The organism is Acidovorax sp. ST3, assembly GCF_003231145.1.
Taxonomy (GTDB): Bacteria; Pseudomonadota; Gammaproteobacteria; order Burkholderiales; family Burkholderiaceae_C; genus Acidovorax.
Map to the genome: position 1 here is coordinate 710112 of NZ_QKVP01000002.1, position 15156 is coordinate 725267.

At 56.5% G+C, this 15156-nt stretch carries 9 protein-coding genes; 7 read left to right on the forward strand and 2 right to left on the reverse strand.

What is annotated here, in order from left to right:
* Positions 1 to 830: 830 nt before the first annotated feature.
* The 4 genes from DNK89_RS24555 (at position 831) to DNK89_RS08140 (ending at position 6675) form a co-directional block, all read left to right on the forward strand.
* On the forward strand, positions 831 to 2117 hold the full coding sequence (locus tag DNK89_RS24555; protein ID WP_203422219.1) for a replication-relaxation family protein: 1287 nt from the start codon (positions 831 to 833) through the stop codon (positions 2115 to 2117).
* Positions 2118 to 2194: 77 nt separating this feature from the next.
* Positions 2195 to 3283 carry a hypothetical protein gene (locus DNK89_RS08125; RefSeq protein WP_110959649.1) on the forward strand — a complete coding sequence of 363 codons (1089 nt, stop codon included), beginning with the start codon at positions 2195 to 2197 and terminating at the stop codon, positions 3281 to 3283.
* A gap of 1259 nt (positions 3284 to 4542) precedes the next feature.
* The gene (locus DNK89_RS08135) at positions 4543 to 4947 is read left to right on the forward strand and encodes a single-stranded DNA-binding protein (RefSeq protein WP_110959651.1); all 405 of its coding nucleotides are present in this window, start codon (positions 4543 to 4545) and stop codon (positions 4945 to 4947) included.
* Positions 4948 to 5394: 447 nt separating this feature from the next.
* Complete coding sequence (locus tag DNK89_RS08140) at positions 5395 to 6675, forward strand: phage/plasmid primase, P4 family (RefSeq protein ID WP_110959652.1); 1281 nt, start codon at positions 5395 to 5397, stop codon at positions 6673 to 6675.
* A 304-nt stretch (positions 6676 to 6979) separates the two neighbouring features.
* Here the strand turns inward: DNK89_RS08140 and DNK89_RS08145 are convergent, their stop codons facing one another.
* Complete coding sequence (locus DNK89_RS08145) at positions 6980 to 8725, reverse strand: hypothetical protein (protein WP_110959653.1); 1746 nt, start codon at positions 8723 to 8725, stop codon at positions 6980 to 6982.
* Positions 8726 to 9833: 1108 nt separating this feature from the next.
* On the opposite strand from DNK89_RS08145, the gene DNK89_RS08150 reads away from it, so the two are divergent.
* From DNK89_RS08150 to DNK89_RS08155, 3 genes are all read left to right on the forward strand, one after another.
* Positions 9834 to 10427 carry a hypothetical protein gene (locus DNK89_RS08150; RefSeq protein WP_153064264.1) on the forward strand — a complete coding sequence of 198 codons (594 nt, stop codon included), beginning with the start codon at positions 9834 to 9836 and terminating at the stop codon, positions 10425 to 10427.
* 196 nt (positions 10428 to 10623) lie between these two features.
* A complete protein-coding gene (locus DNK89_RS24215) occupies positions 10624 to 11268 on the forward strand; it encodes a hypothetical protein (protein ID WP_153064265.1) in 645 nt (214 codons plus the stop codon).
* Positions 11269 to 12112: 844 nt separating this feature from the next.
* Complete coding sequence (locus DNK89_RS08155; RefSeq protein ID WP_110959655.1) at positions 12113 to 12547, forward strand: hypothetical protein; 435 nt, start codon at positions 12113 to 12115, stop codon at positions 12545 to 12547.
* A gap of 563 nt (positions 12548 to 13110) precedes the next feature.
* Here DNK89_RS08155 and DNK89_RS08160 read toward each other — a convergent pair.
* Positions 13111 to 14862: a GGDEF domain-containing protein gene (locus DNK89_RS08160; protein ID WP_110959656.1), complete on the reverse strand. Its 1752-nt coding sequence runs from the start codon at positions 14860 to 14862 to the stop codon at positions 13111 to 13113.
* Positions 14863 to 15156: the final 294 nt, after the last annotated feature.

Below are 15156 nucleotides of genomic sequence, written 5' to 3' on the forward strand. Positions count from 1 at the left end.
ATTGGAAGAACCTCCAAGCTATCCATCGGTTCACAGAACACTGCTAAAGGCTCCGAATCGAAGGCCGGTCGTGCGGTAGCTTGAGTCACTTTCCCGTGGCGCACCAGCGCCACACCCTCGCCGTCGCTCGAAGATTTTTTACCGACGTCCGGCCTGTTGGCACAAAACGGTATCACTCGGTGGCACCAGCCATCCCACGGTGACGCGTCCAGCGGCATCCCTCGCATGACAGCTGGTGCGTGCACGGGTCACAGCTGCGTCAGATCACACACCCATGAGAGACAGTTGCTCGCGACCCGGGCCGGCAAGGCGGTGCGAACCGCCGCCGTTCCCGCGCATACAGCCTTCGATGAGAGGGCCTCGCAAGGCGAGGCAGACAAGGTCAGGGCCCCGGTGCTTTGGCGATGAACAGTTGATTCCAAAGCGCAGGGCAGGACCGTGGCGGCACAGTGTGCCGAGAGAACAGTTGAGCAAGCCGTCTACGGAAAAACATTCACCCTCGAAAACCGGTCAGGGACGGCGGCGGTTCGCACCGGCGCAGCCGGCCGGACGAACAGCGGCATTGATGAACGTCGCGAAGAAAACCTGGCAGATGTCCGCACACCTGCGGACAAGGCGGACAAAGGGGATGGACAGCTGCCCCCTGCCCTTTGGCTGCCGTGCAGCCACCCTCGAAGAGAGCTTAACGAATGCACGCCAGCGGCGTGGTGTGCCGGCTATCGAGCACTGGTAGCACTGTATTCGGCAGGTAGTCGCTATACGTTGAAAGAGCGCCGGTTATTGATGACGGACCAAAAGAAGAAGCTCTTAAATCAACAAGCGAGACAACCATGAACGAAATACAGCGACACCGGGATACAGCAACGAAAACACAGCGACTCAGCCACCCGGCCACAGGTATGCCATCAGATGCGTCAGCGGCTGACAGTCGCATGCGTCACTGCGATGCGCCTGCCGGAACCATGGAGGCTCAAGAAGGTGCATCACTGTCACCAAAGAGCGGCGCCGAGGAAACCGACAGCTCAGCCCAGACCCCACAAAAATTGGTGTCGCGAGGGCTGTCTACAGAGATTCCGACGACAGTACTCCAAACGCTGATTTGCGAACGCGCATTGCTCCTGGCAAACCGATTCCGGGTCATCCGTACCATCGACGTCGCAGTCGCATGCTTCGCGGAGAGGCCGTTCAAAGCAGCTCTCACTGCAGCGCAGCGCGCAATGCGCGGCATGGTCAAAGGAAAGCTGCTCAAGCGATATCGCACAGACCGGTTTCAGACGGTCTACGGACTCACTCAGAAAGGCGTCGACTGGCTGGAATCGCGTGGAAAAGAGGCCGCGTCGTCAGTGCGCAGGGTGTCTGATATGAGCAACCCGGAACATCGCCTCTGGGCACAGTTCCTTGTCCTTGCCTCCGAGGCGCGAGGGCTTGCTGCGCTGACCGAGCAGGAGCTGCTTCAAGAACTCAACCGCGGCAAGACCGGCAAGAGCATGGTCCAGGGACTGCTGAAGGTGAACGTCAGCACCGGCGGCAGTAGCACTTGGGTGAGCCTGAGACCAGACGCCGTCTGTCGCAAGCGGACGCCTGGTGGTACCGAAATCGCAACTACCTGGTTTGAAGTCGACAGGAGCAAACGCGGCGCCAACCGCGAAGCGGCGTTGGCAGCACTCGCAATGCGGGTGGGATCAACCCTCACGGACGGCACAGTGCTGAGGACAGTAATTGTCTGCGCGCGTACGGAGCGCATACAGCAGCGAGCACTCGCAGTTATTCGGAATCTCGCCAAGGCACAAGGGGAACTGGTGCTTATCGAAGGCCGCAAACATTTCGAGGAAGTTGAGCCCGGCGTCTTCACGGTGACTGCCTTTGTAGAGGCCAAAGGGGGCAAACGAGGCGCAATGGCCGACGCTGTCGTCGGGCACATCGTCGTGCAACTGCTGCCCACCTGGCTGCCAAAGGCCCGAGTCACGAGCCATTCGCCAGCGGAACTGCCTGGCTGGTTCGATGAAAACTATCTTCCGTACCGACTGCCGGAAGGTGGCCCTATCTGGCCTAGACCCAAGGCGCTGAGCTGGACGGCGGCGGTCGGGAAAAGGACGCCACCACAGAAATTTTCATAATTTTTGCAAAACGTATAACAAAGGGTCCTTTACCTCTTACTGACCGCAGTTGGTCAGGTTTCAAAAGAGGTCTATCCATGAAGTTCGTACGAGTCCCCAAGAACCAAGAAATCAACAAGCAACCGAGTCGCACCAAGAAGAGCAAAGCTTCCCCCGCGGAATTCTCGGCATTGGCTGCAATGCATATGAACCTGGACACCAAGAAGTGGGCGAAGTCCATCCTTCAGCAGAATGACCGCTCAGGCGACGACGCAAGTATCGAAAAATTGATGGAGCGTTGCAATGAGATTTGGTATGTCCAGCAACATCGCCTGGAAACCCGTATCAAGCGACGTATCGGCCGGCTCGGCTATGAGAAGTTCATCAATCGCAAATCGCCGACTGGCAAACCCGTCTTGCTCCCCCGAGGGAAGCCCTTGGAACGCCTCGCAGAGGTCCGTAAACAAGCCGTTACAGAAGCACTGAAAGAGTGCCTGCGCACAGGAGCCTCCGGAGGAAGCCGCATCGAAGTTCAGCTGACCAAGACACCCAGTTTGGTTCAATACAAATCTTGCTCAGGGGAGAACCGCGACGTCTACGGCGGCGCCTACAAGGGATGGGCTGCAACTGTAGACATCCATCGTTTGACCGTCCCAGAAGACTGGCGCGAGCGGGTGCTGAAAAAGGGTTTGGACACCGCCGGCGGCATGCTCACTCTCGACGCCCATCCCCTCGAACGCCACGGCGATATCGAGCTATTCGAAGCAGTCTGGGTGCAACAAGGCCGAGGCTACTCGGGAACCATGAACCGCGGCGTAATTGCGCGCTTCGATGGCGAAGTGTTTCACGGCGAGAACATCGAAGCTGCCATCAAAGGCGTGTCGCGCAAGGTCCGTGCTCGCACGCCTTCGCAGCCCAAAGGGCCCTATCACATCAGCATCGAGCAGTTCGTGAAGCGCTACAGCAAGTACAACCACGAGGTGTCCATCGCAGATGCCGTCGATTCAGGGTCGTGCGAGTACGGAATTCTCTCCTGGTGCCACACCGTCGGAATTGACCCCGAGGACGATGCGGTCCCCATGAGCCGAATCCTCGACGCATTTCAACAGTCCCCTCGCATTGAAGTACGTCGTGCAGTACTCCATTCGGTGAAGCGAAATCGCCGAACGCTGCAGAAGTCTCTCTGAGTCCATCAGCCTCACCGCAGGCCGCTGCTTTCAGCAGTGGCCTGTTTTGACGCATACGGGCCCCATTCCATTCCATGGCATGCAGCCAAAGATTCTTTGTGAACAAGTGAATTGATCTCAGCGAATCTTCTTCTGGTCGCTACACAAGGAAGGCATCTCATTTTTTTGGTGCCCCAGACCTCATCAGACAAGGAAATTCACATGCAATTATTCGGAAACGTTGCGACCGACCCGGTGCGCAAAGAGAGCAAGACCACAGGTACCCTAGCAGGGAGGCAATCGCGAATAGACCAATCCACAATCGACGTACAGGAGGCGGACTGACTTACGTCTGAGCTGGTTCGAAATGCAGCACCGGAATCTGGTCGTCTTCAGAACCCAAAAGCAGTCGCTCGTCGATGCGTCCTGTGACAGACAGCATCTGCTCGCCAAGCACCTTCGAGCAGCAGCCCCCCTGAAAGCATCGTATTTCGCTGACGGCTCTGCACCGTTTACGACACTCGCCTGCCTAACGCTCCAAAGGCTCACCAATTGACTCGTAAGAGCGGTGTAGCCGAACCATCACTCACAGCAGCGAACGTTGTTGTTGGCGGAGCTTTTTTTGTCGACGGTAGCGACGAGAACGTTCCGCACCAGTGAGCGCGTTCGAGTGTTTGGGAAGGGGGAGTTGCTCGACCCGTGGCATATCCGGGGTCGAAGTCAGGCACTCGAAGATGTCCCAAGTAAAAAAATCATGTTTGTTTTGCATTCTCCGTATAGCGCGTGCGGAGCCAAAACTAACAGTGAATTAAAGAAAAGAGTCGAATATTTTTTCGCTGGAGCGAATTCGCGTTTTCGAGAGGCAGTGCCTTGCAGACGCAGACCCGGCCTTTAAAGCGATCATGCCAAACACATCGACATGCAAGGCCCGTCAATCCCGCAGGTTCGAGACAAGTCCGCTAAAAACCCGGGGCATCCGCCAGCAATAGGTTGACCTCGCATTCGTGCCCTTGCTCCCCGCTCAGCGCCACATCCACTGAGAAATTCCCCTGGACGGCCTCGGTCACGTTATGGCAGCGCCGTATTTGGAGCTTCGCAGCATCTGCGTCCCCCTCACGTGGCCTGTCTTGGCGCGCACCAGCCTCATGCCATTCCATGGCATGCAGCCCAAGATTCTTTGTGAACAAGTGAATTGATCTCAGCGAATCTTCTTCTGGTCGCTACACATGGAAGGCACCTCAGTTTTGGTGCCCCAGACCCCATCAGACAAGGAAATTCACATGCAATTATTCGGAAACGTTGCGACCGAACCGGTGCGCAAAGAGAGCAAGACCACGGGTAAAGGCTACTTCGAGATGCGCGTAGCTGAGAGCCAGCGCGGAATCGACACCAGCCCGACCTTCTACACGGTCCGCGTCATGAAAGACGTCGAGCTGGGGCTCAAGAAAGGTGACTTCGTCAAAGTCACCGGCAAGCTCAAGGTCGACTTCTACATCGGCCGGGATGGGAAGCCCACGGGCACACTTTTGGTCATCGCTTTCGAAGCGGCAAAGATAGCGAAGCCCGAGGTCAATAAGGCGGCAAGTCCAGCCACTGAAAGGCCAAAGGCGCAACTGCCAGCGCAGCCCCCGCAGGAGCGTACTGAAGAGCGTCAGACAGAAGCGACATGGGATGCTCTCATGTAGAGAGTCTCAGGCTTCTGGTTGACGACGTATTGCCCCCTTCGTGATTCAACACTACCGCGCCTTTTGGCCGGTAGTGTTTTTTCGTGAGGACTCCTGATTTTTCGTAGCTCGTTCAGAAAGGATAAAAAAACTAGCTAGACCTCAAGCTGAGGCCGTAGTCGTGCCGCCAGCGGGCACGGGATAGGCAGTCGGTCGTTTCGTGCTCAGAACAAACACCGGCACGGAGCTATCTATGTTCACTTTGTCCCGCTCTCTATCTATTGAAGAAAGCGCGTTTCTCCTCGATTACAGCTCAGAAGCTATACACCAAGAGCTACACCACAGCCTCGGCGCTTGTGATGACCATTACGGGTGGAACAGCGACCGCACATTACGCTGGTGCGTAGCTGAAACGGACCCATGGCTGTCTTCACAAGTCGCGCAAGCACCGGATTATGAGAGCCTGCAATGAGCGACAGAAAGTCCGCCAAGTTCTTTCCCCATAGCTACGCTACCCACGTCATCTCCGACTCCCGGATGGCATCTGACGCGGCGCTGCTCTACCGCTGGACCGGAACGCACTGGTCCGCCGTCGATGAAGCGGAGTCAGAGAAAGAGGCGTACCACTGGCTGGTCGCGCAAAACACCGAATGGGCGAATCCAGAAAACGCCCGGAAGTCATTTCGATCAGCGTGTCTGTTTGCACCCGCTGTTCCGCCCCTGACGCATCAGGTGGTCATTCCGACACTCTCTGGCTACGTCCACCTTGATGGAACCGACCTGGTCCTGCGACCGGCAGACCCTGCGCTAGGCTTGACGCACTGTCTGTCCTGCGGTTTCGAGCCGGAACGGGACCCGCCGGTTCGCTTCCACGCTTTCTTGACTCAGGTATTGCCTGATGCTGATGTCAGAGCTCGGGTTCAGGAATACATCGGCTACACCTTGCTAGCTGACGCACGATATCAGAGGGCCCAGTTTTGGCTAGGTGAGGGAGCTAACGGCAAAGGCGTGTTGGCGAACATTGTTCAAGCACTTCATGGACGAATCGCCGCAATTGCCCTGGACCAACTTGCGGGGTTTCACCTCTCGGTGCTGGTCGGAGCAAGCCTCGTGTACGTTGATGAGGTCCCGCGCAAACCCATCGACGAGCAGCGCCTGAAGTCGATGATTGCCGGAGAGCGCATCGCGGTCGATAGAAAGTACCGAGAGCCCGTGAGCATCCACGTTCGGGGAAAATGGCTGGTTCTCGGCAACAACCTTCCCGCTATCACCGACCATAGCACAGGCTTCTGGAGGCGCTGGGACATCGTGCCGTTCGGCATCACTATCCCGGAACGCAAGCGCGACCCAATGTTGGCGGACGCCATCATCAAAGACGAGCTTTCTGGCGTGCTGAACTGGGCGCTGGAAGGCCTCCAGCGATTGCAGATACGTGGTTGCTTCGACCCCGTCATGCCTCCTGCAATGACGGCTATGCTGCATGAAGCGAAAGCAGATACGAACTCCGTCATCGCCTGGCTTGACGACGTCGGAGTCGAACTGCTGACCTGCTGCACTACCCCGAAGGACAAGGTTTTCGATGAATACCGTACATGGTGCCTGGCAAATGCCATGCGCGAGGTAAGTGTGGTGCAGTTCTGGAAGCGCATGAAAGAGCACCTGAAAGAGCTGCAAGAGACGCGCACACGCATCGATGGCATCCAGCGGCGCATGTGTAACGTGCGAATCGGCAACGTCACGCTGGGCTGAGAGGGATTTTTGCGGGGAGCAATCCCCGCCTTTGCCGATGTGCTGGGTGTGCCGGGGCAATTTGAAGAAACTTGTGTGTATCTCCTCTTATTCATATCTTTCTCGCGAAAGTTGATGAATTGACCCAACTCACTCGGCACAAGAGCGCCAAGATGGCCTTCCTCCTGTGCGAGAGCGTGTGCCGGGTTGATGCTCAAGTCAGCACACCCGGGCACAAAGGTACAAGGCTTCCATCTTGCAGTACACATATATATGGGCGGCGCGGGACACCTTAGCAATCAAGGTGCTCTGAGCGCCCTTCTCGTCACTCGCTGGCGAGCGGGTTCAACACCGAGTCAGGAAGTCTGACGATGACCACCTTCACACTCTCGCCTGCCAGCCTTGCCTGACCTTTTGCCGAACCAGGCAAACGCAAAAGTGCGTCTTTCCACGCTCCGCGAGCCCAGGGCGTTCCCGTGGTCAGCAAGCGCATTTCGCGATGGTGCTGAGAAGCCGCCACCGCCATCCTCCAAGTCCCCCCATCCTCGTCGCACAAGGGTCGAACACCCAGCAGCTCCAGTTGATAAGCAATGTCTTTCCTCTGCTGATCGCCCTCCCTTCCGGCCATCATGTGAATGGCATCCCGCAATCGCATGTGCGTCCTGGCAAGAGAGTCACCTTCACGAACTTTGATGACCACCTTGCGGTCGAGCAAGGTGCTCAGACATGCTTCGCTCGGAGTGTCCAGCTCTTCTACTCGAACCTCGTTCAAGCTCCATTGGACGAGAAGTTCCTCCAGGATATGGCGTTCGGGGACTGCAGCGTGCTTCAGGCCGATATACCCCGCGACCAGCGGACTGTAGGTATCAGCGAAGCGGTCGGAGTGTCCGATGGATTGCAGCATCTCATGCACTTGTGCACGAGTGTCGTGCACGACTTGCCAGCGACTGACCAGCAACCTTCGCAGCCGAGCCCCCAGCAGCCGGGCCTCACCGTTGGCAGTGTTCAGCAAGCGACATTTTGATTCGCCCGCCCGGTCCTTCCGAACCATGGAGAGGCGTACGGAGCGACTCTCCAGGGCATCATCAAGTTCCGGTACGTTGATACCGCAGAGCGCGACACCGCTGGGTGGGTTGAAGTACCGCAGAGACTTGCCACTGACCCGTGTGAATTTGCCTTTGCCTGTGCTTTTGGTGAATCCGCTGTTGAACACTTCGGTCAGGCTCTCCAGCTGCGCTTTTGAACGCTTGAGAGGCTCGAATTCGTCGCAGATGAGCGTCACTGACTTCTCGCTCACCGCATGAAGCACCTGCGGCGCTGAGGGAACGCCGTCTCGCAAGATGGCCTGCTGTCCCAGAAGGGCCACCTGGAGGCTGACCCATGTTGACTTCCCAGCTCCTTTCTCGGCAGTCAAGATGACGGACGGGCTGTTGGGTAGCACCGCCCCGAGTACAGAGCTGGCAAACCAACCGAGAGAGGCTGCACCTCCCCAGGTTTGTTCGAAGGCGAATGACCTGAATGCCTGCTCCACCGATTCCACCTCGTCGGCCGTTGCGCACGGGGTTTCTCGTGAGAAGCCCAGTCCTTGCCCTGCGATGTACGCCCGTGTCGGCGTGGGCTTGGTTGATACAGGAGTGTCGGCTTGGTCAAACACAGCATCACCGTAGTTCACAACCAATCCCGAGTCGTCCAGATAAATGCCAGGCCCTCGAACATCTTCCAGATTTGCGGGGCCGAAGTTGTCGCACTCTTGGCGAATCTGAAATATGAGCCTGTTGAGGTCGAACTCCCTCCCGCCGGTCTCAGGGTCCGGCTTGGTGAAGTGCCTCGTGCAATAGTCTTGACCGATGTGAGCGAAAAGCGTTGCTTTGTCCAACTGCTTGGGTGCTATGTCCACCAATTGTCCGGTCTTGCGGGAGAGGATGCGGTACTTACCGTCCTGGCCAAACCCAGCGACCTCGAAGCCTCCTTTTGAACTGGTGATGCGTCCGGGGAGCGCTGGCTCCACGTCGAAGTCGAAAGACGAGATGTTGTCGTTGCGAAAGATGAGACTCAGAATCTTGTTTTGCATGATTGTTCCTGTCGGGTCTGCCCCCGAAACCGGGGGCGTTTTCGGGGACTGACTTGCGAGAGCGCAAGCAGGATTTCTGTCTGCAGCGCAGGCTGCGACAGTTAGAGAATCTGGGGTGCGTGTCCGACCTGGACACAAAGGTGAGCGGACCAATGAGGTCGGCAGCGATGACACAAGGGAGTGCCGGAGCCCGTCGTATTGCGTCAGCCCCTCTGAACGCTCTGGGCTGCTACGACCTTCCGGCTGGCAAGAATTTTTAAAGAACACGGCCCCGAGAGCTGCCAGCGATGGGCAGTGGGATCGTGTTCTTGCGCAGATATAGCGCTGATGAGCCATTAGTGTAGCACGGGGAACGAGGCGAGCTGCCCCACCTCAGGTTCTTACATCGCACCCTTGCCAGCGCGGCTGAAGAAATCGCTCTCTTCCTAAAGATCCAACTGGCACTTTGAATAACGGTAACGGCGTAACGAGCTCGTTCAAGCCCGCGAATTTACCTTAGGGGCATTATTTGTTACGCGTTACCTGTTACCGATGTAGTTCGAGTATTTGCCGCATTGTGATCAGGCACGGAATACCGGCGATTCAAATCAGAGAGCGTCGCCGGTTCTTTAGCAACGCATGACTAAAGTTCTCACAGCAAAGACCATCACGCAGCGCTGAACAAGAGGGCTTGTCTCGGGCAGTATGTTCATCCATACGCATCACCTCGTCGACTCACCCTCTCGACGCTGACCAAGCCTACGGAGTACGAGAAGAGATTCCCTTGGGCTCGACAAGGCAAGGTAAGAGTTCTGTAGCTGACCCATCTTTCATGCGTGGATCTGAAATTGAACTATTGAATCCAGTACGTTCCTCATCTAGGGCCCGAAATATAAAAACTAATCTTTCAAAAACTGGTTTCTAAAAAACTCATTCTTTTAATCTCTTTCCAAAAAATTTTCATAAAGTTGTTGCAAACCGATTTGTTGCGTGTATACACTGTAGGCATTGCAAGAGCGACAAACAATTAAAACTTCTTTAATTGACTCGTTATCTGGCCTGTACCAAATACAGTACTTACACGCTTCGCAGGAGATTTTTCATGTCAAATCACGAAACACAACCTCACATGAACACCACCAATCAACCTAATACCCACTTTGCAACAGAGAAAAGAGTGGAATCCCAAAACACAGAGATTGAGCCACCAGCCCCATCAATTAACAAGATGTTTTACGAATTGGTGGGCTGCGAGGAAGGTCTAGAGTATTGCTCGGACATCGACTTCTTTGAAAAATCAAGAATTACTTATCTTGGAGATGAAATTAAAACACGCCGAGGCATTCATGCCTCACTCATCGATAAGGAAGACGAGGGATATGCCCGCTCACTTGTGTCAGCAAATTACGTCTCTCAGGTCGCTATGGAGCGGTACTTCAATCTTCTGGAGATTGGTCGCGAAGGAATATCAGGCGTTTTCACAGTAAGTGAAATCATCTGCATGCTGGATTATATGGCAGACCCTATTTGGGAATACCTCCCCCGCCCAAACCCATATATCGCAAAAAAGATTTCGAAATTGTCACCCCTTGAAAAAATCGCCCTCATGGACCTTTGCGAATCAGTTTGGCGCAACCCATACATCGAAAGTTGGGAATCTACAATCAACATGCTTGGGGTGGAACTGCACCAAGAACCCGATGAAAGCAGTTTGAGTCACTAAATAACATTGGCACCGCAGGTGCCTATGTTGCCGCCAAGCGCTCCGTTCATAGAAAACCCAAGACGCCAGGATCGTATTTATTGCATCTAACTACTATAGGCATTGCTTGCGCTGTATGTAATTAGCCCGCTCGATTGCGCTCGTATGATGTCCCTGCCTCCAGCTACAGATTTTCCAAAATTAATCGATTTTTACAATGCCAAATCAACCCACCCAAATTCAAAGCCCCGACACTTCCACTGTTCTTTTCATAAATCAAGAGAAATTGAAAGAACAGACTCGCACACGTCGACGCAACCTCCTGAATCCTTCTGTCAACAAGCCTTTTCACGACTTGATTGGAGCTGAGGATGGGTTGGAGTATCGAGCGAATTTTGACTTCGATGGTATGTCCAGAATCGCCTACATCGGTGAGGAACTCAATTCACGCCGCGGGATTCATGCAGCACATGCAGAATGTGAAAGTGAATTAGATAGAGACATGCGAGACCGAGAACATGTATCAGCAAACTTTGTTTCTCAAAGTTCCATGGTACGATTTTTCAGGCTCATGAAGGAAGGCCGAGCGGAGCTATCGGGCAAGCTAACCAGCACCGATTTCATTACTATTTTGAATACTAACGATAATCCAATCTGGAACTATTTACCCGGAGATGGTTTTTATGATGACGGTTTTCCGGCTGCACTGTCGGCAAAGCTGACGAAGCTAACTGCCCTTCAGAAAACTGCACTCATAGAAGTATGTGAAATTCTGTGGCGCACTGAATATAATGACACCTTGGAGAGCATTCTCAATATTCTCGGTATAGAGCTGCGCGAAGAAGCAGACAAATCAAACTGACATATTAAAAAAGGCACCACATGGTGCCTTTTTGGTTTTTTATCAGCCTGATTTTCATTTTTCATTGAAAAACGAGGCGAGTTAGCGCGAAGACGAGTTGCCGTGATTGCATCACAAACAAACTTTTTTTGGCGTTCAACAGCCGCGATGGCGTGAGCCATACTAGTGGCATCGATCGAGGGCATGGTAGTGCTCCATAGCTACAGCCGATGCGTCTGAAAGCACTGAGGTTCTTGGCGAGCAAATCGAGCTCCTGCTGCTGCTCGTTGTGCCAGTCCTTCCAGGAATTCTTTTTTGAATCCACTGACTGCTAGATGTTCGGGCCAACGCGCTAGCGCGGCTTGATCGTGAGCTCTACGGCGACGATGCTGCCTACCAAAGCGCACACGAGCTACATCTTCATGATGCAAGTTTTCGTTAACAAATGGGGCTCTACTTATGGAAGCGACAAGCCAGACCTCCTCCTCCCTTGCGTAGCTCCTCAGCCGCTTGGCCCCTTTCCTCTTCATGCGTGATAATGACTAACGGTATGCCTCAGAGGTATGCCAAAATTTCTCGGCACATCAACGCAAGTCATTGATTTATAGAGGTTTTTTTGGCGTGAGTTCGAATCTCACAGTCTCCGCCAGTTCTTGGCCCGGCACAGTTCTAACCGCGAGATGTGCGCCCAGGCCCGCACGGCAACATGTCTGTTGCCGAAAACCCTCCCCCAACTCGGTTCACAAGAATACGTCTGCCCCCTAGACTGTGTTTCGCTGGGCCTTGCCGCATCCATGGGCAGGATGTAGGAGTTGGTGTGAGCCAGCTGCCTGCTGACGTGGTCAGCCTTTTCACGGAGTGAAAGATGTTGTTGTCCGCCCTCTACGCCTCGTTCTTCTTCACGGTGGCGCTGCTGGTCACCACCGCCTACTTCTTGATGGGTGGCCTGCCGCTTCTCACGCTGAAACATGACACCCCACTGGACGCGCGCTTCGTTCGGGGGTTTTTCAACGTGTACTACCGTGCAGCGTTCTGGGCGTCGCTGGGGGCGTTTGTCAGCTATGCGCTTTGGGGCAGGTATCCCTTTGCCCTCGGCGTGGCGGTCAATGCCTGCGTCGTCTCGCTGCTGCGCAAGCACTTGCTGCAGGCCATGCAGCAGCTCGGCGCAAAGATCGAGGCCAGCAGCGACGGGGCGATTCAGCACTTTCGTCGTGTGCATACGGCAGCGCTCTGCGTCAATCTGGTTCAGCTGGTGGCCATTGTCTGGGGGCTGCTGTGGCTGTCCCGGCAGCTGCGATAGCCATCTCGGTAGCGAGCCGTACCACGCCTGCGCTCTGCGTACAGCCTTCCTTCTACCTCGTCAGCCCCGCTCCCTGCGGTGCTATGGGGGTCAAATCTTCAGGGCGGCACACTTCTTCGCTGTGCGCCAACCGAATCCACAGACCGGTGCGTTTGATGATGACGTAGTCCACGCTCACCGTTCTGCCTTTGTAGAGAAATTGCGTGCCGGGTTTGTACAGAATCATTCTTGTGATGTAGCGCGCTGGGATGGCTGGGTGATGACGGCATCGCCCGTACCGCAATGGTGCCGACAGATGGACACAGGGGCTTTGCGGCTCGGCAAAAGGCCTACGGCGCAGTCGCTTTTTCATCCCTGTGTTGATGCCTTAGGGCGGGCAAAAAAAAGCCCGCAAATTGCGGGCTGAACACTTGCGCGATGCAAGCGGGAGGGATGTCGAGGGGATCGACGGACCAATGTTAGGACGGTGACTACTGAGGCCATGTAGGACAGGACCCATTCCTCCAAGCTCTGTCGATCAGCGGCAGTAAGGGATATGGATTCAGTACCCGAGCTATCGGCGCTTATGTTCCGTAAATCCTTGCGCAGCCCCGCCCCGTGGCCTTGGCGAGGTACATCGCGGAATCGGCCTTGCGCAGGAGTTCTTCGGCCTCGGTGCCGTCGCCGGGCGAGAGGACAATGCCGATGGACGCGCCGATTTGCAGCGCGTGCGCTTCGATCTCGGTGGGCTGGCCCAGGGCTTGCACCAGTCGGTCGGCCAGGCGGTACGCGCTGTCACCGTCCGATACGCCCCGCTGCAGCAGCGCGAACTCATCGCCGCCCAGGCGCGCCACCACATCGTCCTCGCGCGCGGCCTGCGTCAGTTGCCGGGCCACCCACACCAGCAACTGGTCACCCACCGCGTGCCCGTAGCGGTCATTGACCGGTTTGAACCCATCCAGATCCACGTACAAGACTGCGAAGCCACGGCCCGACCGGTGCACGTCGGTGGCTGCGGCCTGCAATGCTTGCAAAAAGGCGGTGCGGTTGAGCAAGCCCGTCAGGCCGTCGTGCTCTGCCACATGGCGGATCTGCTGCTCGGCCTGCTTGCGCTGGGTGACGTCGGTAAAAGTGCGCAGCGCGCCGCCGCCTTTGATGGGCACGGTCTGGACCTCCAGAATGCGGCCGTCGGGCCGGGGACGGTCATACACCTGGGGCTGATCGACCCCGCCATTGCTGTGCCGCAGCAGGTCCTGCACTTCTTGCGATGCGCCCTGGAACTCGCCACGAGCCCGCAGGTAGGCCAGCACATTCACCAGCGTGGGCTTGGATGCCATCAGCTCGGCTGGCAGGTCCAGCAGTTCCATGGCCCGGCGGTTGCACAGCTCGACCACCCCCGTGGCGCTGATCTTGGCCACGCCCTGGTCCATGTGCTCCAGCGTGGCTTCGAGCAGGATGGATTTCTCCCGCAATTGCGCCTCGCTGTCGCGGGCGCTGCGTTCGGCCTGCGCCAGCAAGCGCTGCTGGCGCTTGAGCTCGGTGATGTCCACATGGGCGTAGAACACGGTGCCGTCGCTGCCCTGCTTGGCGATGACGCGGCTCCAGCGGCTGCGTGGCAAGGGCACTTCAAACGGTGCCCCCGCAAACCGCATGTGCTCCTGCAGGGTCGATAGCCCGTCGTAAAACGGTGCCATGTCGCCCTCGCCCCCGACGGACCATGCGTGGCGGTACACCTCGTCAAACGCCAGGCCCACTGCGGCAGCGCGGTCCGGCAGGTGGTACATCTGCATGAAAGGCTGGTTGACCCACTGGATGCGCTGGTCTTCCGCGCAGATCATCAGCCCATCGGGAATGCGGTCAAACAGCTCGGTGCTTTCGATCACTGGACTGCGCAAGTAGCCGGGTTCGTGGATGTCGCCGCTGGACTGCGCAGCCATGTCAGTGGATGCGCTCTGAGCCGTTAGCGCCTCGGCACGCCACACACGCACCCGCCCCACGCCATCGATGGGTAACGACGACACATGGACGCGCAGCCCCCGGTGCTCAAAGCTGTAAGGCCGGGTCTGTGCCCGGTGCCGCTCGACCCCGGCCGTGATGTAGCGCTCGATGTTGGGCAGCTCCTGGGCATCCAGCCGCTGGGTGTAGAAGCGGCGCAGATTGGCCTCGTAGGGCTCGCCTACGTACACATGCCCCGCGTGCTCTGGAAAGAACTTGAAGAAGGTGCTGTTCCAGGCCAGCGTGCGGTCGCTGTCGTCAAACGCGCACAGCGCCACGTCCAGACCATCCAGGGTGTCGCCCAGGGCACGGATGAGGCGAAGGCGGGAATCGTCAGGCATGGTCAGAAGGTTCGGTACGGCGACGTCGACACAGGCCCGCGCATCACGCAGCCCCAGATGGCACGGGCCCGCCGCTGCCAACACACAATGGCGGACGCTCCATTGTGCGGAACCGTGCTTACGGCAACCCGTCGAGGAGTGGTAGGCATGCGACCAGCTGGTGAGTGTGTTGCCCTTGCGCAACACATCTTGATACAAGTCAAGAAGCCGCTCCGTGGAGGCCGATGCAGGCAACAGCCCGTTACGGCTGGAAACCGGCCCATATTGCTACGGAAACCCCGTGGCACCTGCATT